General features: G+C 48.5%; 15 protein-coding genes. 14 read left to right on the plus strand and 1 reads right to left on the minus strand.

All coding sequences use genetic code 11. The annotated features are described in order from the left end of the window. The first annotated feature begins 85 nt into the window (after window positions 1–85). The 14 genes from EKN16_RS24925 (at window position 86) to EKN16_RS24985 (ending at window position 18,290) form a co-directional block, all read left to right on the plus strand. Complete coding sequence (locus EKN16_RS24925; protein WP_125666653.1) at window positions 86–1,135, plus strand: Delta(5) desaturase DesA; 1,050 nt, start codon at window positions 86–88, stop codon at window positions 1,133–1,135. 357 nt (window positions 1,136–1,492) lie between these two features. Further along, the gene (locus EKN16_RS24930; protein WP_125663375.1) at window positions 1,493–3,223 is read left to right on the plus strand and encodes a cache domain-containing sensor histidine kinase; all 1,731 of its coding nucleotides are present in this window, start codon (window positions 1,493–1,495) and stop codon (window positions 3,221–3,223) included. Next, a complete protein-coding gene (locus EKN16_RS32485; protein ID WP_164522986.1) occupies window positions 3,216–4,304 on the plus strand; it encodes a response regulator in 1,089 nt (362 codons plus the stop codon). The genes EKN16_RS24930 and EKN16_RS32485 overlap by 8 nt, the downstream gene beginning before the upstream one ends. Window positions 4,305–4,462: 158 nt before the next feature. After that, window positions 4,463–6,205 carry an extracellular solute-binding protein gene (locus tag EKN16_RS24940; RefSeq protein WP_164522987.1) on the plus strand — a complete coding sequence of 581 codons (1,743 nt, stop codon included), beginning with the start codon at window positions 4,463–4,465 and terminating at the stop codon, window positions 6,203–6,205. Between the two features lie 92 nt (window positions 6,206–6,297). Next, window positions 6,298–7,188, plus strand: a complete 891-nt coding sequence (locus EKN16_RS24945; protein WP_125663379.1) for an ABC transporter permease — start codon at window positions 6,298–6,300, stop codon at window positions 7,186–7,188. 41 nt (window positions 7,189–7,229) lie between these two features. After that, the gene (locus EKN16_RS24950; RefSeq protein ID WP_125663381.1) at window positions 7,230–8,114 is read left to right on the plus strand and encodes a carbohydrate ABC transporter permease; all 885 of its coding nucleotides are present in this window, start codon (window positions 7,230–7,232) and stop codon (window positions 8,112–8,114) included. A 61-nt stretch (window positions 8,115–8,175) separates the two neighbouring features. Further along, window positions 8,176–9,300 carry a Gfo/Idh/MocA family protein gene (locus tag EKN16_RS24955; protein WP_125663383.1) on the plus strand — a complete coding sequence of 375 codons (1,125 nt, stop codon included), beginning with the start codon at window positions 8,176–8,178 and terminating at the stop codon, window positions 9,298–9,300. After that, on the plus strand, window positions 9,288–11,102 hold the full coding sequence (locus EKN16_RS24960; RefSeq protein ID WP_125663385.1) for a hypothetical protein: 1,815 nt from the start codon (window positions 9,288–9,290) through the stop codon (window positions 11,100–11,102). Before EKN16_RS24955 ends, EKN16_RS24960 begins: the two co-directional genes overlap by 13 nt. Before the next feature lie 49 nt (window positions 11,103–11,151). Beyond that, entirely contained in the window at window positions 11,152–14,130 is a 2,979-nt protein-coding gene (locus EKN16_RS24965; protein ID WP_125663387.1) for an endo alpha-1,4 polygalactosaminidase, read from the plus strand. A gap of 411 nt (window positions 14,131–14,541) precedes the next feature. Next, window positions 14,542–14,694: a hypothetical protein gene (locus EKN16_RS32490; protein WP_164522988.1), complete on the plus strand. Its 153-nt coding sequence runs from the start codon at window positions 14,542–14,544 to the stop codon at window positions 14,692–14,694. An 18-nt stretch (window positions 14,695–14,712) separates the two neighbouring features. Continuing rightward, on the plus strand, window positions 14,713–15,918 hold the full coding sequence (locus EKN16_RS24970; protein WP_125663388.1) for a Gfo/Idh/MocA family protein: 1,206 nt from the start codon (window positions 14,713–14,715) through the stop codon (window positions 15,916–15,918). Between the two features lie 70 nt (window positions 15,919–15,988). After that, entirely contained in the window at window positions 15,989–16,795 is an 807-nt protein-coding gene (locus tag EKN16_RS24975) for an amino acid ABC transporter substrate-binding protein (RefSeq protein WP_125663390.1), read from the plus strand. Between the two features lie 18 nt (window positions 16,796–16,813). Next, window positions 16,814–17,491 carry an amino acid ABC transporter permease gene (locus tag EKN16_RS24980; protein WP_125663392.1) on the plus strand — a complete coding sequence of 226 codons (678 nt, stop codon included), beginning with the start codon at window positions 16,814–16,816 and terminating at the stop codon, window positions 17,489–17,491. A gap of 52 nt (window positions 17,492–17,543) precedes the next feature. Further along, window positions 17,544–18,290, plus strand: a complete 747-nt coding sequence (locus EKN16_RS24985) for an amino acid ABC transporter ATP-binding protein (RefSeq protein ID WP_125666655.1) — start codon at window positions 17,544–17,546, stop codon at window positions 18,288–18,290. A 33-nt stretch (window positions 18,291–18,323) separates the two neighbouring features. Here EKN16_RS24985 and EKN16_RS24990 read toward each other — a convergent pair whose 3' ends face one another. After that, window positions 18,324–19,277: a MerR family transcriptional regulator gene (locus tag EKN16_RS24990; RefSeq protein ID WP_125666657.1), complete on the minus strand. Its 954-nt coding sequence runs from the start codon at window positions 19,275–19,277 to the stop codon at window positions 18,324–18,326. Window positions 19,278–19,411: the final 134 nt, after the last annotated feature.

The following is a 19,411-nucleotide window of genomic DNA, read 5'->3' on the forward strand; positions in this document are numbered from 1 at the left end:
AACCAAAATGGTTTTCATCCGTATTACTGATGTCGGCTTTGAAATGAAAGAAGAGAACGGATCCGAGAGAGGACAATGTGTAAGCATGTTTCAAGAGGACAAAAGCGCTTGGCGAAAAGATATCGCAACCTACGAAAGACCACAGATTCGTCATAGTGTGTGGCAAATTCTGAATACGCTGTTGCCCGTATTCTTGCTTTGGTATATTGCTTATGCAAGTTTATCTGTCTCTTATTGGCTTACCCTTGGAGTATCTGTCCTTGCCGGAGGCTTCTTAGTTCGAACCTTCATCATTTTTCATGACTGCTGTCACAGATCATTCTTCAAAAACAAAGCTGCAAACGAGATTATTGGTACGATAACCGGGATCATGACGTATGTACCTTTTCACCAATGGCGTCATACGCATAGCGTTCACCATTCGACTAGCGGTAATTTAGATAAACGCGGTACAGGAGACATTTGGACACTGACAGTAGAAGAATATTTGTCGGCCACACCTCTCAAACGGCGCATCTATCGGCTTTATCGTAATCCCTTCATCATGTTTATTATTGGTCCAATTTATATATTTCTACTCGATTATCGCTTTAACCGCAAAGGCTCAAGCATGAAAGAAAGAATAAATACGTATATAACGAACATTGGTATTGTCGGCATAGCCGCTTTACTTATCTGGGCTGTAGGCTGGCAAGCGTATCTGATGATTCAAATTCCTGTGTTCTTCGCGTCAAGCATGACAGGGATCTGGCTCTTTTATGTACAGCATCAGTTCGAGGAATCCTATTTTGAAGAAAATGAAGATTGGGATTATGTGCAGGCTGCCATGCAGGGTAGTTCCTTCTATAATCTGCCCAAATTCCTTCATTGGATAACTGGTAATATCGGTTATCATCATATTCATCATCTAAGCCCGAGGGTGCCCAATTACAATTTGGAATCCGTTCACAACAAGAATCAGCGGTTTCGGAATGTGCCGACGATTTCATTGTTAACGAGTCTGCAATCCCTTCGGTTCCGATTATGGAATGAGCAAACGAAGAAGTTTGTTGGAATCAAAGAAGTGAAGCGAATGGCTGCCGACAAGCTATCCCTTCCGGTACTACCTGTACCTGTGAGTAAGAAGATATCATAGCGATGAATGACCGAATGACGTGAGATAACTCGCGTCATTCGGTTTTTTTTGTTTTTCTGCCCAATACAAATGAGGCCGCCGCACCTATCCCGGGGGATTAAACCTTGATGAGCTAATCCCTTAGACACTTAGACATCAAGGTTTTTTACTTGCACAAGAGTAGCTTTATGTCGTATGTAAGTATTTTTGTAGGAAAATGGAACCTTCTGTTGTAGTATTAGGGACAAGTTTCTATCTTGCACTCTATTCGAGTTATGCTTTGTATGAAGGAGGGCGAAAAGAGAGAAGCAATTTTACTTTTCCTATTATTTTTCGCGCTCACAACTTCCAACTACGAGGCCTGCGGGAGGATTAACGATGGCATTGATCAAACGTTTTGTTCCCTATTCGCTTAAAAATCGGTTGACCATCATGCTGATTGTAACGACAATGATTCCGCTTGCATTGATTGGTACCATATCCTATGCATCGATCTATTCTGTTCTGGAGAATAAAGCCGAACGGGGGGTACGAAGTAATCTGCACCAAGTCATGCTGTCGCTGGAGAGTACACTTGATCAGCTCAATCATGCCTCTCAACAGCTGGCTTTAGACGGTAGGATCGGCAAAAATCTCGATCTATATCTGAAGGCCGATATCTATGAGAAGAAGCAGCTCCTTGATGAGATCAAGAACGAGCTCAGCCTGGTTACATTTACGAACCCATCTATGGGTCTCGCTTTTTATTATTTTGCGAATTCAGGAAAAGTCATGTTTGAAAATTATAGCATCGAGGAGGGTGTTGATATCCTCGATCTTCCCGTTCTATCCAAGCTTGGTACGATTTCGTACAATGGACCACACCGTTCTTTGAATCCGTGGGATGGCCATCAGGTATTCTCGATTGTCCGTAACGTTAATCTAGCAGACGAAGAGAATGTATATGTGTATATAGAAACGAGCTTTAAGCTGGCCGAGTCACTCCTGAGCATGGATCAATCGGTGGCCGACACCGCTCATTTAATTGTTGATTCTGAAGGCCGGATTCTATTCAGCGAGGATGAAAAGTTGTTTCCTACCGGAAGCCTATATGCGTCTGGTGAGCGAAATCAGAACGGTTACGCGGGGCATTATTTTTTCGAGGAATTGAACGAAAAACAAAACTGGAGATTGGTAGCCGCCATCCCGAAGGCCTCCTATGACAGAGAGCTTCGAAGCTGGCTGCTGCAATTTGCCGCGCTGACGATCCTGTCGCTAGCTGCCGGTTGTCTGGTGGCCTGGATTCTATGGCGCACGGTGTACGAACCATTGAAGAAGCTTTCGCAGGATATGAGACTTGTTCCCTATTCCAAGTCGCAAAGCAACGGAAGAATGGCTTCGATTATGGAATTCGACCGTATTCATAATAGCTTCGAATCCATGCGCTCGCGGATTGAGATGCTGCTGCTGGAAGCGGAGCAAAGGGAACAGCGCAAAGCACGTCTGGAAGTCGAGAAGCTGATGCACCAGATTAATCCCCATTTCCTTTACAATGCGCTCGATACGGTCCGATGGTTGGCCAGGATGAGGGGGGAGAAGGAGATTGATAAGCTGGTCTCATCGTTAAATAAAATTCTTCATTATAACCTCAACAAGGGCGAAACAGCGCAAATACGCGATGAGTTGGAAGCGCTCCAAAATTATATGTCGGTACAATCCGCTCGGTATCAATTTCACTATGAGATCGATTTTCAGGCTGAGGAAAGCAATCTGGATTGGTTCATACCCCGGTTTATTTTGCAGCCGCTGGTTGAGAATGCGCTTCTGCATGGTCTGAAGGATGACGGGCGGATATGGGTCCGCATTGCCGCGGAAGGTTCGGATGCGCTGATCGAGGTTAGGGACGACGGAATTGGGATGACGGAGGAGCAGCTGCGTAAGCTCAGAGATACCGAAACGGATAGTGCCCCCAGCGCCGCCGGGTTTGGCATTGGTTTAAATTACGTGAGGAAGGTCATCGCTCTGCATTTCGGAGATCGCGCGAAGCTATTCATCGAAAGCGAGCCGGATACGGGAACGATTATTACGCTTCGGTTGCCTATTATACGGGAGGTGAAAGGCGATGCTTAATGTGCTTGTTGTGGATGATGATCAATTGGTGCGGAATGGTTTTATCACAATCATGCCCTGGAGCAAGCATGGCCTACGGGTCGTAGGGGATGTCAACAATGGGGAAAAGGCGCTGGCCTTTCTTCGCGATAATCCGGTTGACTTATTAATTACAGATCTGGCCATGCCGGTCATGTCCGGAATCGAACTCATGCGGCAAGCCAAACAGCTGCTTCCGCGCCTTCGTATGGTGGTGCTGACGTTTCATCACGAATTTGAATACGCTCAGGAGGCAATCCGCCTCGGTGCACTCGACTATATTACGAAAGTGGAACTGGAAGAAGACCGCATGGATGAGGTACTGCGGCGGATCGCATTGCGGATTTCAGAGGACGATCAGGTAAACGGAGTGCATAGTCCTACTGTTAATGATTTCTACGAAACTCCGGCAGCTTCTGCTAGGAACGAATCTGTGGAGACAGGGAAGAAGGAGCTGCAGACGCTAAAGGAAAGATGGTGTTCGTTCGATTGGATGATCGATGACGAACGGTTCGCCCAGCTGCTTGGGGAGATGGAGGAGAGGCGTCTTGCTCCCGAACGCATCGAGATGCTGTTCGAAGCAGCGGTATCTCATTGGGAGAAGATCATTCCGGAGCTTCACCCCCATATGGATACGGACGGCCTGCACACCTGGCAGCAATGGTCGGATTGGCTCAGGCGGCTGCGGTTTGTGGTTAGCGAATCCACGCGGACACTGCCCTATTCGTCTGATGTAGTGAATTGCATAATGAAAGCGCAAGCCCATATCCGCGGCCATCTGGAGGAAGAGCTTCAGATGCCGCAGATCGCCAGGATGGTAGGCATGAGTCGGAGCTATTTCAGCCGCTGCTTTCATGATATTTCGGGATTTACGTTTAACGATTATATCAGGGACCTACGCATTGAACGGGCCAAGGCGCTGCTTCAGCAGACGGACAAATCCATTGGTTGGATCGCTGCTCAATCGGGATACCCGAACGACAAATATTTCTCCAAAGTGTTTCGAAATGCAACCGGACTGCTGCCGAGTATCTACCGTAAAGATGTAAGAGGTCAAAAATGATACGAAAACAGGTGCAATCTTATCTACTGGATTGCGCCTGTTTTGTACTAGAGACGAAAATAGTGGAAAAGGTGAGACTATTTTGGTCCCCCAAGAGGGGAGTCTACCTCATACTTAAAATAGATTCACAACCAATACATCCGAAGCGAGGGCGCCAAATGAAGGGGAGCACATGGAGTAAAGGAATCGGGGCAACACTAGCTATCCTGCTCGTTGCAATGACGGCAGTAGCATGCAGTGGGAGCAAGGAATCTAACAAGGAACCAGCTGAGTCGTCAACAAAAGGGGATGACGGGAAAGGGCAAGTCGCACAGGGAGATAAACAGCCAGAAGAAGCGTTCAATTATTACAAGTATAAGGAACCCGTTGAAATTACAATTGTAAAGGATGTTCCTCCAGGGCTAAAGCTGCCTGAAGGGGAAACGATTGAAGACAATTCAGTCTCGCGTTTCGTCAAGAAACATACGAACATCGACTTTAAAGTGGCTTGGTACGCTACAGGACAGGATTTCGTGCAGAAGCAGCAGCTGGCAATTGCCAGCAATGACATCCCGGATGTCATGCTGGTCGATGAAACGACATTCCGGCAGCTGGCTGCTGCTGGGCAGCTTGAGGATCTGACCGAAGTGTACAACAAATATGCGCAGCCGAAACTGAAGCTCAAGTACGAAGCAACAGGTGGCGTGGCGTTAGGTAAAGCGACCTATGACGGCAAACTGATGGCGCTCCCTAATTTAAGCGGACTTGCTGAATCGATCAGTCTGTTATGGGTACGGCAGGATTGGTTGGATAAGCTCAATATTCCTGCACCCAAAACTACGGAAGATGTGGAAGCGATTGCAAAGGCTTTCGTCCAGCAGGATCCCAATGGAAACAAAAAAGCGGATACGATAGGTTTGACCGGATCGGGTTCGACACTGTACTCGAATGGTTATGCAGGCATGCATGATTTTACGGGACTATTCGCTGCTTATAACGCTTACCCTGGCCTTTGGCAGAAGGGAGCGGACGGTTCGATTGTATATGGTTCAACTACAGCAGAGACGAAGGCGGCGATTGCCAAGCTGCGCAGCATGTATGCGGATGGGCTGATCGATAAGGAATTCGCGCTGCGCAAGGACCCGAATCAACTCATATCGAGTGGAGAAGCAGGCATGTTCTTCGGCCCTTGGTGGGCGCCATGGAACTTGTATGAATCCATTAAGAATGATCCAAAGGCAAATTGGAAGCCCTATTGGATTGCCGATGCGGAAGGCAAGCTCAACACGCATATGGTACCGATCAGTTCCCACTTTGTTGTTGTGAAGAAAGGCTTTAAGCACCCGGATGCGGTTATGACCTATATTAACTGGTATACAGGCGGAGACGATCTGAAGAGCAAGGACGAGAAGGAAAGAGCCCGTGCTCAAGAGCGGTTGGATGATTACAAAAAGCTGGATCCGACTTTAATCGCCCCACTATATCCCTTATATACAACTTATGTGGACACCGATGTAGTGGAAAAGACAGCTACTAAGCTGAAGCAGGCAATTAGCGGTGAAATAAAGCCGGAAGACATAGAAGAAGCCGGGGATAAAGTATTATTCGAGCAATGGCAGCGTGATAATGCCAATCCGAGGGGTAATGCGGGCGATTGGCCTCCTCCATATGCGTTCCTGAATGGCGGGGGTGCTATCATGCAGCCAGCGGATCGAAAGGTATTTAACGAATATACGGCAACGACAAAGACCATGCAGCGCAAGTGGGGAAACCTGCAGAAGCTGGAAACCGAAACATTATACAAAATCATTATGGGTGAAGTGCCGCTCGAAGCGTTCGATACCTTCGTAGAGAAATGGAAAAGCCAAGGTGGCAGCGAGATTATCACTGAAATTGAAGCTGAACTGAGCAAGCAAAAATAAAAGAAATAAAGACGGGGCTAGCGCCGGCGTATGAATGGGCTTCGGCTTAGGCATATGGCGCTGCCCTGCAATGCCAAAATGGGGTGGAAGCTGTGAGATACCGGTCATTCGAGAAACATTACCATCTGATGCTGCTGCCGGGTATCATTCTGCTGTGCATATTTAGCGTGATACCCATGTTCGGGCTGATTATGGCATTTCAGGATTTCAAGCTCGGTTTCGGTATCTGGAGATCTCCCTGGATCGGACTTGAAAATTTTCAATATATGCTCCAGATGTCGGACAGCCGGCTTATATTTTACAATACGTTATTTCTTGCAAGCTGCAAAATCGTCATGAATTTGGTCGTACCCCTCGTGTTCGCGGTGCTCTTGAACGAACTGCGGCTGCGGATGTTCAAACGCTGGGTGCAAACGATCGTATACATCCCGCACTTTCTGTCCTGGGTTATTATTTCGGGGATTATCGTGGAGATGCTGTCGCTAGACGGAATTGTAAATGGGGTCATTCGGATGTTCGGGGGAAAGGGAATTCTCTTTCTGGCGAGCAATAACTGGTTTCCCGCCATTCTTGTGAGCAGCGATGTATGGAAGGAATTCGGCTTTGGAGCCATTATTTATTTGGCTGCGCTTACAGGCATTAGTCCTTCGTTATATGAATCGGCAGCTATTGACGGAGCGACTAGAAGACAACGCATGCTGTATATTACGCTTCCAGGGCTGCTGCCTACCGTTATTCTGATGGGGACGCTGAGCATTAGCAATATTTTGAATGCGGGGTTTGATCAAATTTTTAATTTGTATAATCCTATGGTTTATGAATCGGCGGATATTATTGATACTTACGTGTACCGTTCAGGGCTGCTGCAGGCGCAATTTGGTCTTGCGACCGCGGTTGGGCTGATGAAATCGGTCATTTCGTTCATCCTGATTATGTTCTCTTATGGATTGGCTTACCGATTTGCCAATTATCGAATTTTCTAATCCTACAAATCTATTACTCAACAGCAAAGCAGGTGAGCAGTTTGGTTGAGAGCCGAACGATGACTTCGAAAATGGCGGATGTAACGCTGATTATCATCATGACGCTTATTGCGTGCATGTCTCTTGGGCCGATCTGGCATACAGTTGCGGTATCTCTTAGCGACAAGGCGTATGCTGCGGCGGGGCGGGTCACGTTTTGGCCGGTTGGATTTAATGTTAGCTCCTATTACGTCATCTTGTCAGATTCGTCTTTTATCCAGGCATTTATGGTGTCGGTCAAACGGGTAGTGCTGGGCGGGGCAGTCAATTTCGGACTTTGCGTGCTGATGGCCTATCCTCTGTCCCGAACGTCTCGGGAATTCCGGTACCGTAATCTATATATGTGGTTTCTTGTTTTCTGCATGTTATTTAGCGGCGGTATCATTCCACTTTATATTTTGATGAAGACTCTCGGTCTTTTTAATTCCATATGGGCCTTAGTGCTGCCTGGAGCTGTGCCGGTGTTTAATGTCATCTTACTGATGAATTTTTTCCGTAGTTTACCGAAGGAACTCAGTGAAGCGGGGTATATTGACGGAGCGGGCCCCTGGTATATGGCTGTTAGAATTTTCATTCCATTATCCACACCTGCTTTGGCAACGATTACGTTATTCAGCATTGTCACGCATTGGAATTCATTCTTTGATGGATTGATTTTCATGAGGACCCCGGAGCTGTATCCGCTTCAGACTTATATTCAGCAGTTAGTCGTACAAATCAGCGCACAGAACATTGATCATACCAAGATGTCGCTGCTCGCCAAGCTATCGAATCAGACATTGAATGCGGCGAAGATCTCCGTCTCCATTGTGCCGATCCTAATCGTATATCCGTTCATGCAAAAGTATTTCGTTCATGGAATCGTACTCGGTTCCGTTAAAGAATAGCTACTTCCAATATTAAATTATACATCCCAGAAATGATTACAAAGGATAGGATGAAATCGCGATGAGAATTGGAATTATCGGATACGGACTGCGGGTCCGTCACGTATTTGAGGATCTGTCCAAGCTGGATTCGAGCTGCCGTATAACGGCTATCGCCGATCCAAGGTGGGAGGAGCTCCGAACACAGCTCGAAGATGGGGCAGATGATATCGCCTGGTACGAGCATGCGGATGAAATGCTGGAACAAGAGAAGCTGGACGGTGTCGTAATTGGCACCCGCTGCAACCTGCATACCGAGATGGCGCTAAAGGTGCTCGCGCGTAATTTACCGCTATTTCTTGAGAAGCCCGTAGCTACGAATTATGAAGATTTGTTCCGTCTGAAACAAGGATACGAGGCTTCCCGATCACAGGTGGTCGTGTCGTTCCCGCTGCGAAATACGCCTCTCGTCGAGCTGGCCAAACAAATCGTCGATTCAGGACAGATTGGTACGGTTGAGCACGTCCAAGCGGTTAACAACGTTCCCTACGGCGGAATCTACTACCACAACTGGTATCGGGACGAGCGCATAACAGGCGGCCTTTTTCTGCAGAAGGCTACCCATGACTTCAATTATATTAACTATTTGCTTGGCATGAAGCCGGAAGCGGTATGTGCGATGAAATCAAAGCAGGTTTTCAAGGGTCATCATAAGGCAGGGTTAAAGTGTGTAGATTGCGAAGAAAAGCATACCTGCCCGGAAAGCACAATTGTCAATCAGATCGGTGAGTACTGCTGCTTCGCAGAAGATACCGGCAACGAAGATTCGGGAAGCGCGCTAATTCGTTATGAGTCAGGCATGCACGTCTCTTACTCGCAGAACTTCTTCGTCCGTCGAGAGGCCGGGAAGCGCGGGGCACGCCTGATTGGATACAAGGGAACGATGGAGTTCGATTGGTATACAGGTGAGCTAACGGTGCAAATGCATCATGAGCCCCGAGTTGTTACGCATCGACTTGACGTGAACGCTTACGAGGGGCATGGAGGAGGTGACGCCAAGCTATTACACAACTTTGTTCAAATCATGAAGGGCAAGGAACAATCCAAAACAACGCTTGAAGATGGTTTACTCAGTGCCCTAACTTGTTTGAAAGCGACTGAATCAGCGGAAACGAGCACATTCCGCACGATCGAATGGGCACGATAATTCGGACGAACTTGAGTTTTACGAATCTATCATCTGGAGAAGCAAAGGAGGGAGTTACAATCGAAAAAAAGCATACCACCGGTAAGAATGAGGGGAATGGCTGCCTTCTGTTTCTCACAAATAGTCGGTTCCAGGAAGGGGCTGCCTCGTTCGAAGCCGGAATCATGCCTGTGCTCCAGCATCTCGGAATACCTTTCCGGGTGTTGGATATCAGTGATGACGGGGGCGCATATGTGCGGCGTATTAAGAAAGAAGCGCCTCAGTGCGCCGCCGTCATTCTGGCGCATGACGGCGTTGCGGCAGCTTTGCCTGCGATGGCGTGGAGCTACATTGTTCAGGTTTCCGATTCTGGCATTGGCGTTCTAAACATGGACGGAGCTTTATGGGAAGCGGATCCGGAAATTTGGCGATTTTTTGGAGCGTCATCGATGAAGGAACAGCCGCTTCAAGAACTGTACATACCGGATAACCTGCACGATATTACATGCATGCAGCTGTCACCGGTAACACATGAGCTTCCACAAAATGTAAGCGCTTCCTATATCGAGGGATTAGAACCAGGCTTTGAAAGTCTTGCCTATTCGGATAATGGCTCTCCAGCTATCATAGCCTATGCGCCCGCTGACAGTAGAAGTACAAAGGGACGGAGGGCTGCGCTGTTGTTCTCGCCGCGCATATGGCTGCCGGAAGTGTTCGGTCACGCGATGGGGCTGGACGATTTACTTTGGCGGTCGATGGTCTGGGTGGCGCGCAAACCGTTCATTATGCTGAGCATGCCACCTTTTGCCGTATGCCGTATAGATGATGCTTCTGGGCATGACCGTTTTAACTACATTCGCGTGCTGAATGATTACGGCTGGCTGCCGCATATTGGATTGTTTCTGAACGATATCGACGAAGACAAAGCCGAGGCTGCCCGGGGGTATTACAACGAAGGTAAGGCCGAGTTCGGGGCGCATGCGTTCAGCGAGCTGGAGTGCTCGGTTCCAGATCAGATCTATCTGCATCATGATGGGCAGGAGTATGGCACTGATGAGCTTGCGGGGCATTTTGCCCGATTGGACGAATGGTTCGAGTGGGCAGGTATCAACCCATCGCGCACGGTTAACAGCCACTTCAGTGAAATAGGAATAAACAGCCTGCCTTTTCTGTTGGCCAGAGGTCAATGCTATTCGATGTCGTTTGTCCCTCACGGAATCCCGTTTGCAAAATCCGAGCGTTCGTGGGCGCCGTATCCTTATGGTCATCAGGGCTTTCATTACGCTCCGCTCGATACGGAGGGGGAATTCTGGAATGTAATGGGGCATCATCTCGGCGGTTATAAGGTAGCGGATCAACTTCTTGGTCCAGGGGAGTTTCTACTTGGCTGTACGACATTTGCGGAGGAAAGTACGCACAACGATATCGAGATGGCCGTGCTAAAGGCAGTTAATGCTGTGAAAATGGGTATCGCCAGTGGCTTCTTCGGTACCTTGATGACCCATGAGCAAAGGATTTCGGTGCTGAAGCCGGAGGAATGGACCGCAATTGTAGAGCGGATTTCCATGCAGCTAGAAGGCTGGGATGTTTTATACCGCTCTTATGATGAAGTGGCGCGTTACTGCAAGGATAAGGCGCTGACCCGGATCATCAGTTCCAACGTGTACAAAGAAGAGGATGGCTTGATTCAAGTCAGACTTGCCGGACAAGCGGAACAGGCGCTTTACGTTCATGTTTATACCGATACCGGGAATCGGACATTGATGCATCCTTTTGAAGTAGAACCTTTCAGCGGCTTTGCAAGTCTCACTATTCGAAAGTAATCATGAATGAAGTGAATGTAGAATGCATGACTGAAAAGGAGGCATAAAAATGAGGAAGAAATGGTTGCTTGGACTGTTAGCCATGCTGCTCTTGAGCGGGTTTATTCCGCCTAATCGTACGGAGGCTTCATGGTATCCTTCGATCCAAGTAGACGGTCGAATGGATGAATGGAACGATATTCCTCCGCTGATCCGCGGCAAGCATACTACTGTGAGTGCATTACGGGTGACGAATGACGCTTCTTATTTGTATGTATTGGTCGAGGGCATCGGGCTCTCCACCCTAACTTCTTCTTTTTATCTAAATACGGATGGAAGCGACACTACGGGTTACCAGGAATCGGGATGGGACAAGAACAGCGGAGCGGATTATCTTGTGGAAACAAGTATCGAATTGGACCCCGTCACTGCCCTAGGACAAGTGCGGAACGCGAAGAAGGACAAAGCCACTCTGCTGAGTTATACGGGCTCGGGGACGGATTGGAGTTGGAATAAAATAGCCGAGTATAAGGGGAGCGGCCAGATCGTAAAGTCGGACAGCTTAATCGAAGCGCGAATTCCGCTAAGTGACCTCGGCTTATCATCGGGTCAGTCTATTAAAGTCGGGTTCGTTAACTATTACTCCAAATCTGAACGGCTCCCGGCTAAAACCGATGGATTTGCAGCCTATACGTTAAAGTCAGCTAATTCGGAGCGTCCCTCCGTTCCAATTGGATTAAACGTAACGAATGCGCGAAGCACCGAATTGCAGATTAATTGGTCACCTTCTACAGACAATAACGGCGTAAAGGGTTATAAGATCTATCGCGTCAAACCGGGTAAGCTTGAATATGCGGGTTGGTCTACGACCACCTCCTATACCGATGGCTGGCTGCAGCCTTCGACGGCTCATTCCTATAAGGTGGAAGCCATCGATACGGACGGTTACGCTTCGGGCCCAAGCGTTACCATTACAGCTTCGACAACGGCTTACCCGAGCGTTCCAGCATCAACTGGCGACTGGAGTAAAGTAACGGATTTATTATTTAATTATACCGTGGAAGATTCGATCGATGCCGAGGAGTTTGCGAGCTATGATCTGCTGGCGCTCTCCGGCGCGGTCTCCCCTGAGAAGCTGAAGGCGATTAAAGCGATTAATCCTGATATTTTTATAGTGGGCTATATTTCGGTCGGTCAAGACGCAAGGGAAGGTAATTCGCCGGACATCTTCTTCAAGGATAGCGAAGGGAATCCGGAGTGTGACTTGAATTGGCCATCCTGTTTCATCGATCCAACGAATCAGAACTGGCAGAAGAAAGTTCTCGATGAGCTGCTGCCAGGGCTAGTGGCTCGTGGATTTGACGGCTTTTATCTGGATACAGTTGATGTTACAGAATCGGTTCATACGGATAAAGCATGGGGCATGGGGCAGCTGGTACAAAAAATTAAGCAGAAGTATCCGGACAAGAAAATATTTTCCGGCGGCGGGGTGCATCTCATGCGCGGCGGGGCCTATGATATTCGTTCATCGGTCGATGCCGTGCTGTTCGAGAGCTACACAAATACATGGGTCGGCGATATGATGTGGGACGAGACAGCGGAAGCCCCCATTGGCAATTCGGAAGCCTATGGCGTATACACGCCTTATGATCATCCGAGGAAGATGGACTACATGAGCAAACGCGATGTTATCAACAAGGCTAGATTCAAATTTAACGCCGATGGCACGCTTGTTCGTGATGGCTCCGGCAAACCGGTAAATCAACCGGATGCGAAGTTTCATGTATTTACGCTGGATTACAACACTCCGTTCCAGCCTGAGCTTATTCGCTATTCAGCTGAGCGAGCCTGGGCGGACGGGTTTCTCCCGTCATTCAGCATGAAGCTGCTGTATTTCCCTCCGGCGTATGACTGGAGAGCGTTGAGTGGATATTCACCGTTTAATGCGCTTACGACGTACAGCGCGAACAATTTCGGTAAAACCTACGATTTATTGAAATACATTCCCGTAAAGGTGGATGGAAACAGCACGGAGTGGAGTGGGACAGCCGCGCAGTCCGTTACCGGAACAGGATCGATTGCGAAGATGAGCGCAGCCATCGACGGAACGAACTTGAATTTGCTCGTGGAAGGGACGGGATTGAATACGCCGGGACAACGAATTATTCTGAATACGGATAATAATATGTATTCGGGCTACCAGTTCCCGGAATGGTTAGGCAATGCCTACACAGGAACGGACTTTATTATTGAGAACGGGATTTTGCTGAAGCATTTGGGTGATCCTTGGACCAGCAGCGGATGGACGTCATGGTTGTGGAAAGAGGTTACGGAACCTATCAGCTATGCCGTTAATAGTGCAGGAACCGTTATTGAAGCGTCAATTCCATTAGAGCTTCTGACGTCGGTCGGCGGAAACAAGCTTTATCCGTTCAGTCAAATTACCGCCGCATATATGAAGTACACCGGGGCCACAGCCACAGAGACATTGCCGAAGGTGCTGCCAAGTACGACAGACAGCTTGCTGCACGTCGATTTCCGCGGGGAATTAATCAAAGCGGATGGGTCGGCAGCAGATTGGTCCGGGCATGGCGCTACTTCATCGGCTTCGGGAACGGGCAGCATTCATAAAATTAGTGCTATCGGAGATGGATACCATCTAAATGTTCTTGTTGAAGGAACGGGATTAACAAGTAATAAAGGACGGCTGTTGTTAAACACCGACAACAACCCGGACACCGGATATCAATCCGCATCATGGGGACCGACACAATCGACGGGTGCGGACTTTATGGTGGAGGATGGAAAGTTGTTTGAATATGCGGGAAGCGGCAGCGATTGGAGCTGGAAGTCTGTCGTGCGCTATCCGGACATTCCGGTACAGCCTACCGGGTATGCCGCGTCCGCTTCGGCGATCGAGTATCGTATTCCGCTGGATGCGGTTCATTTATCGCCCATCAGTACATTTAGCGCAGCTTTTCAGACTTACAGCGGGGCATCAGTCGTTGAGACATTCCCTCATTTTCTGCAAATGACGCTTCCCAAGTAATATTCACCGCTGGAAATATGGTAATACCAATACCAATACCAGTGCCAGTGCCAGTGCCAGTGCCAGTGCCAGTGCCAGTGCCAGTCCCTGTCACTGTCACTGTCACTGTGTCTAAGAAGATATCATAGCGATGAATGACCGAATGACGTGAGATAACTCGCGTCATTCGGTTATTTTTTTCTGCACATTGGAACAGGGATATATTGGGGTTATGAATTCATCAATAGGGGGGGGGGGAGGCTCTTCCTTTTATTGGACCTGAGTGCTTCCCGCGCTTCTCTTCTAGCCCCTTCTCCTTCACACTGGCAGCCAGTAAATAAATAATAAAAACTAAAAAATAAACATATACGATTGAAATTCGGACATGGTTAGGAATACCAAAGAGGAATTATAATCAAGTCAGTTTTAATTGTGCGCCAAGGGCAGAAGCGGCTAACCGCTATTACGCCGCAAACGTTCAAGATGGCCATTACGGTCATCACCATACTGTCCGTCGCTTTTGTATATCCTTTCCTGCAAAGGTATTTCATTAAGGGCTTGTTGATTGGTTCGATTAAGGGATAACTGGGAGGTTCAGTCAAAATGATAAAAAACGCGATTCGGTTAGCCGTGGTTGGGGGAGGAAGAGGCGCTTATTTCAGCAATTGCTTGGCCAGGCTGAAAGGGCGCATGGAGTTGGTTGCGGTTTGCGACAATCAAATAGAAGTATTGGGAAAATGGAAGAAGGAATTTCCGACGGCAAGTGCATACAACGACTATGAGAGGTTGCTGGAAGATCCTTCGATTGATGCAGTTTTCTTGGCTACTCCATTATTTATCCATGCTAATCAAGCCGTGCAAGCTTTGCGGGCAGGTAAACATGTGATTAGTGAAGTGATAGCTGCACATACGCTTGAGGATTGCTGGGAATTGGTGAAAGCCGTTGAACAGACAGGGCTGACTTATATGATGGCGGAAAATTACTGTTATACACGAAGTAATATGATGCTCCAAAACATGCTGCAGCATGATTTATTCGGAGAGTTGGTCTACGCGGAGTGCGGTTATACGCATGATATAAGGGACTTGATGCACGACCGGGATGGGAACCTGACCTGGCGCGGGCGGTTAGTGCGGGATTACAACGGATGTACGTATCCTACGCATTCCTTGGGACCGGTGGCGAAGTGGCTGCGCATTAACCGCGAGGGAGGTGACGAACTTGAATCGTTGGTAACCGTCACTTCCAAAAGCAGGGCGGCTGCCAGCTACTTCAATGAGCATTTCGGGTCGGAGCATCCGGGTTCGGACTCCTCCTACTGGAGGGGCGGGGATGCAACCGTTACGTTAATCCGCACGAAAAAAGGAGCCCTTATCGCGCTTAAATATGATATCCAGTCTTCTCGGCCGCACAATATGAATCATTATACTTTGCAGGGAACACAAGGAGCATACTTATCGCCACGATATGAGGGAGAGGAGCCGGTCGTTTGGTTAAAGGATAAATCGCCGGGGCGCTCTCCCGCTAACCATGGCGGGGCTGCGCATGCAGAGTGGCAGAACTTCTCTCAATATTCGGATAAGTGGGAGCATCCTTCATGGCAGCGGTGGGCGGAGGAAGCGAGTAGCTCCGGACATGGAGGGGGGGATTTCTTCGTGCTGGAAGAGTTTGTATCCGCTATCGAAGAGGGGCGCAGTCCAGACGTTGATGTATATGACGCCGTGACGTGGAGCTCGGTATTTCCGTTATCCGTTCAATCCGTCTCAATGGGTGGAGTTCCAGTCTCATTCGTTAATTTCAAAAAGTGATTCTATGGACCAGTGGAATGAATGAAGGGAAAAGATGGCATACTATCCCCTAGATTTGGGGGGATTGTAGATGAGAAAATATAGAACAGCAGGATTGGTTTTTGTATTAACAGTTGTACTTATGTGTACGGCTTGCGGGAAGAAGAAAGAGGAGAACACGGCGAAACCGACGGGCAACGCACTTAAGGTCATTCAATCGAGTGGGGAGCTCCGTGTCGGGACTGAAGGAACCTATTCACCTTTCACTTTCCATGACCAAGCAGGAACGCTTATGGGCTTCGATGTGGATATTGCGAAGGAGGTTGCTAAGCGGCTCAACGTAAAGGCAACCTTCGTCGAAACGAAGTGGGATGGGATGCTTGCCGGATTGGATGCCAAACGATTTGATATGGTAGCCAATGAGGTTTCCATCCGTGATGACCGCAAAGTGAAGTATGATTTCTCCGATCCTTATATCGTGTCCAAATCCGTGTTGATCGTCCGTGAGGATAACACGGATATTAAGAAGCTGGCTGATCTGAAGGGCAAGAAATCTGGACAGTCGCTGACGAGCAATCTATCGGATATTGCCAAGGCTAATGGTGCCACGATCGTTCAGGTAGATGGATTCAACCAAGCGATTGATCTGCTGGCATCCAAGCGAATCGACGCCACCATCAATGACGGACTTTCCTATCTGGATCTCAAGAAGCAGCGGCCTGATACTGCGATCAAAGTCGTCGATGAGACGGATGTCGCCTCACAAAGCGGCTTTTTGTTTCCCAAGGGAAGCGAGGCTTTGATAACAGCTGTGAATAAGGCGCTGAAGGATATGAAAGCAGACGGGACTTACTTAGGTATTTCGCAAAAATATTTTGGCGCGGATGTATCGAAGTAAGAAGGGTGGACGGCGACGATGAGTGATAGAACCGAGCGGCTGCTGCATATCTTCCTGGACTCTTTCCTACCCTTGCTTCATGCGGGGGTAGCTTTTACAGTTCCATTGACACTGCTTTCATTTACTTTTGGCTTAATCCTAGCCATGGTTACTGCGCTTGCTCGCTTGTCTGACTTTCCTGTACTTGCAGCGATAGCAAAATTCTACGTCTGGATTATCCGAGGCACCCCGCTGCTCGTTCAACTATTCATTATTTTCTATGGCTTGCCGAGCATTGGTGTTACCATCGATGCCTTCCCTGCTGCGGTTATCGGGTTCTCGCTTAGTGTTGGGGCTTATGCCGCCGAGATTATTCGCGCTGCTATTATCTCCATTCCCAAGGGTCAATGGGAGGCTGCATATTCCCTGGGGCAGACTAGGCTGCAGGCGCTTCGTCGCATCATACTCCCGCAGGCGGCGCGTGTATCGGTTCCGCCGCTGTCTAACTCCTTCATCAGCCTCGTGAAGGATACCTCCTTGGCTTCTGTCGTAACGGTAACGGAGCTGTTCCAGAAGGGTCAGCAAATTACAGCAGTCGTCTATGAGCCCTTGCTGCTCTATTGTGAGGTTGCGCTCATTTATTTACTATTCTGCAGTGTGCTTTCTGTGCTGCAGCGGCGATTAGAACATCACTATGATCGGTATCATGCAAGATGAAGATGAAGATGAGGATGAGGATGAGGATGAGGATGAGGATGAGGGAGACATCATGATAGAGGTAAGAAGCCTAACCAAATCATTTGGTTCATTAGAGGTGCTGCGAGGGATTGATCTGAGCTTGGCCAAAGGTCAAGTCTTAGTCATTATCGGTCCTTCAGGTTCAGGTAAAACGACCTTGCTTCGGTGCATGAATGTGCTGGAAATGCCTTCTTCGGGTTCGATAACGATTGGACAAGCTCAGCTCACATTTCAGCAAGGCTTGAAGCCTAAGCAAGCTGAGATCCTTGCTTTAAGAAAACAGAGCGGTATGGTGTTTCAGTCGTATCATTTGTTCCCTCATCTGACCGCTCTTGAGAATGTGATGGAGGGGCAGATCACGGTAAAGAAGAGGCCAAGGAAAGAAGCGCAGGCTAAAGCAATGGTGCTTCTGGAGAAGGTGGGGCTTGCGGATAAGGGAGAGGCATATCCACATCAGCTCTCAGGCGGACAGCAGCAGCGCGTGGGCATCGCACGGGCAATGTCAATCGATCCAGAGCTGCTTCTATTCGATGAGCCAACCTCGGCTCTGGATCCAGAGCTTGTCCGGGATGTATTAAAGGTGATTAAGCGGCTGGCAGAGGAAGGCAGAACCATGATGATTGTGACCCATGAGATGAAGTTCGCGAGAGAGGTAGCGGATCGCGTCATGCTAATGGATAACGGCGTGATTATCGAGGAAGGTCCGCCCGCGCAGCTGTTTAACCAGCCGCAGCAGGAGCGGACACGTCAATTTCTATCGATGCTGCAGGGCGGCTAAACATCGATGTTCTTGCTTAATATAGTCCCGTGGTTATCGAATGGGGACCGCATAGATAATAGGAATGACAGTATGGATCAGCTGCTGCTTCAGCAGGTAACCATTTTCCTCAAACCAGTGAGAAAGATGAAGAAGACTGCTCATGGGTCCAGCAATACAGATTCGCCCGCGAGGCTTTAGTACTCGGCGCATCTCCGTGAGAGCGAGAAGCTGCTGTTCATTTGTAAGATGATGAAAGGCGAAGCTGCTCACGACAAAATCAAACACTCCCTCAAGGTAGGGAATCGCTAGAAAGTTGCCAAGCCGCCCTTCAAGTGTCGGATATTTGCGCTGACTGTGCCGCAGCATTTCTTTGGACTGATCAACCCCAGACATATGAATGCCGCCCGCAATGAATTTCCCCGCTAAATTCCCTGTTCCGGTACCTAAGTCAAGTCCATGCTCTCCTTGTATAGCGGACACCCACTTCACAATGAGATTCAGTGTATCCTCGTAGTAGGTGTATTCACCACTGTGGCTGGCTGCCCGCTCGTCGTGAGTAGGGGCCAATTCATCGTAATGCCACGTATCCTTCCATGCTGTCCGCTGCTCCTTCAGAGTCTTAGAGCCTTCCGCCAGCTTGTAAATCGCTTCGAGTGGCAAGGTGCGATTCACTTTGAGCAGGGTGATCATATGATCAGTGGTCTCAATGACCTGCTTCATCTCTAACCATTTGGCTACCAAGACGGAGCGTTGAAGCTCCAAATAATACCGCAGCTCTTGTATGTTATCTTCGTCCATCTCTGCAAGCGCATGCTTGATCGATTCCAGCGGCATGCCGGCTTCACGGAGGGAGAGGATCGTTTGCAATCTCCATATGTCCTGTTCGGTAAAAGTTCGATATTGATTGTGAGCTTGTTTGATCGGGGATATTAACCCTTTCTCCTCATAAAATCGAATGGCTCGCGGAGAAATGTTCAGCTTGGTTGCGACTTCTTTAATTTGCAGAGGAATCACTCCTTTCCTCCTTCATTCTAAACCTTTCCGCTACGTGAATGTATAGGATTATATGCAACGGGAAATAGCGAAAGCACAAGGTTTCGTCCGGTCTGGTAATGAGGCGCAGCAGCTGTAGGGGGTCT

It is taken from the genome of Paenibacillus baekrokdamisoli (genome assembly GCF_003945345.1).
GTDB classification, from domain to species: Bacteria; Bacillota; Bacilli; order Paenibacillales; family Paenibacillaceae; genus Paenibacillus_Z; species Paenibacillus_Z baekrokdamisoli.

What these genes read in the sequence shown, in the direction of transcription:
- EKN16_RS24965 (WP_125663387.1), top strand. Translation starts at nt 11,152, where the DNA reads ATGAGGAAGAAATGGTTGCTTGGACTGTTAGCCATGCTGCTCTTGAGC.
- EKN16_RS32485 (WP_164522986.1), top strand. Translation starts at nt 3,216, where the DNA reads ATGCTTAATGTGCTTGTTGTGGATGATGATCAATTGGTGCGGAATGGT.
- EKN16_RS24975 (WP_125663390.1), top strand. Translation starts at nt 15,989, where the DNA reads ATGAGAAAATATAGAACAGCAGGATTGGTTTTTGTATTAACAGTTGTA.
- EKN16_RS24940 (WP_164522987.1), top strand. Translation starts at nt 4,463, where the DNA reads ATGAAGGGGAGCACATGGAGTAAAGGAATCGGGGCAACACTAGCTATC.
- EKN16_RS24980 (WP_125663392.1), top strand. Translation starts at nt 16,814, where the DNA reads ATGAGTGATAGAACCGAGCGGCTGCTGCATATCTTCCTGGACTCTTTC.
- EKN16_RS24985 (WP_125666655.1), top strand. Translation starts at nt 17,544, where the DNA reads ATGATAGAGGTAAGAAGCCTAACCAAATCATTTGGTTCATTAGAGGTG.
- EKN16_RS24925 (WP_125666653.1), top strand. Translation starts at nt 86, where the DNA reads ATGTTTCAAGAGGACAAAAGCGCTTGGCGAAAAGATATCGCAACCTAC.
- EKN16_RS24960 (WP_125663385.1), top strand. Translation starts at nt 9,288, where the DNA reads ATGGGCACGATAATTCGGACGAACTTGAGTTTTACGAATCTATCATCT.
- EKN16_RS24955 (WP_125663383.1), top strand. Translation starts at nt 8,176, where the DNA reads ATGAGAATTGGAATTATCGGATACGGACTGCGGGTCCGTCACGTATTT.
- EKN16_RS24970 (WP_125663388.1), top strand. Translation starts at nt 14,713, where the DNA reads ATGATAAAAAACGCGATTCGGTTAGCCGTGGTTGGGGGAGGAAGAGGC.
- EKN16_RS24930 (WP_125663375.1), top strand. Translation starts at nt 1,493, where the DNA reads ATGGCATTGATCAAACGTTTTGTTCCCTATTCGCTTAAAAATCGGTTG.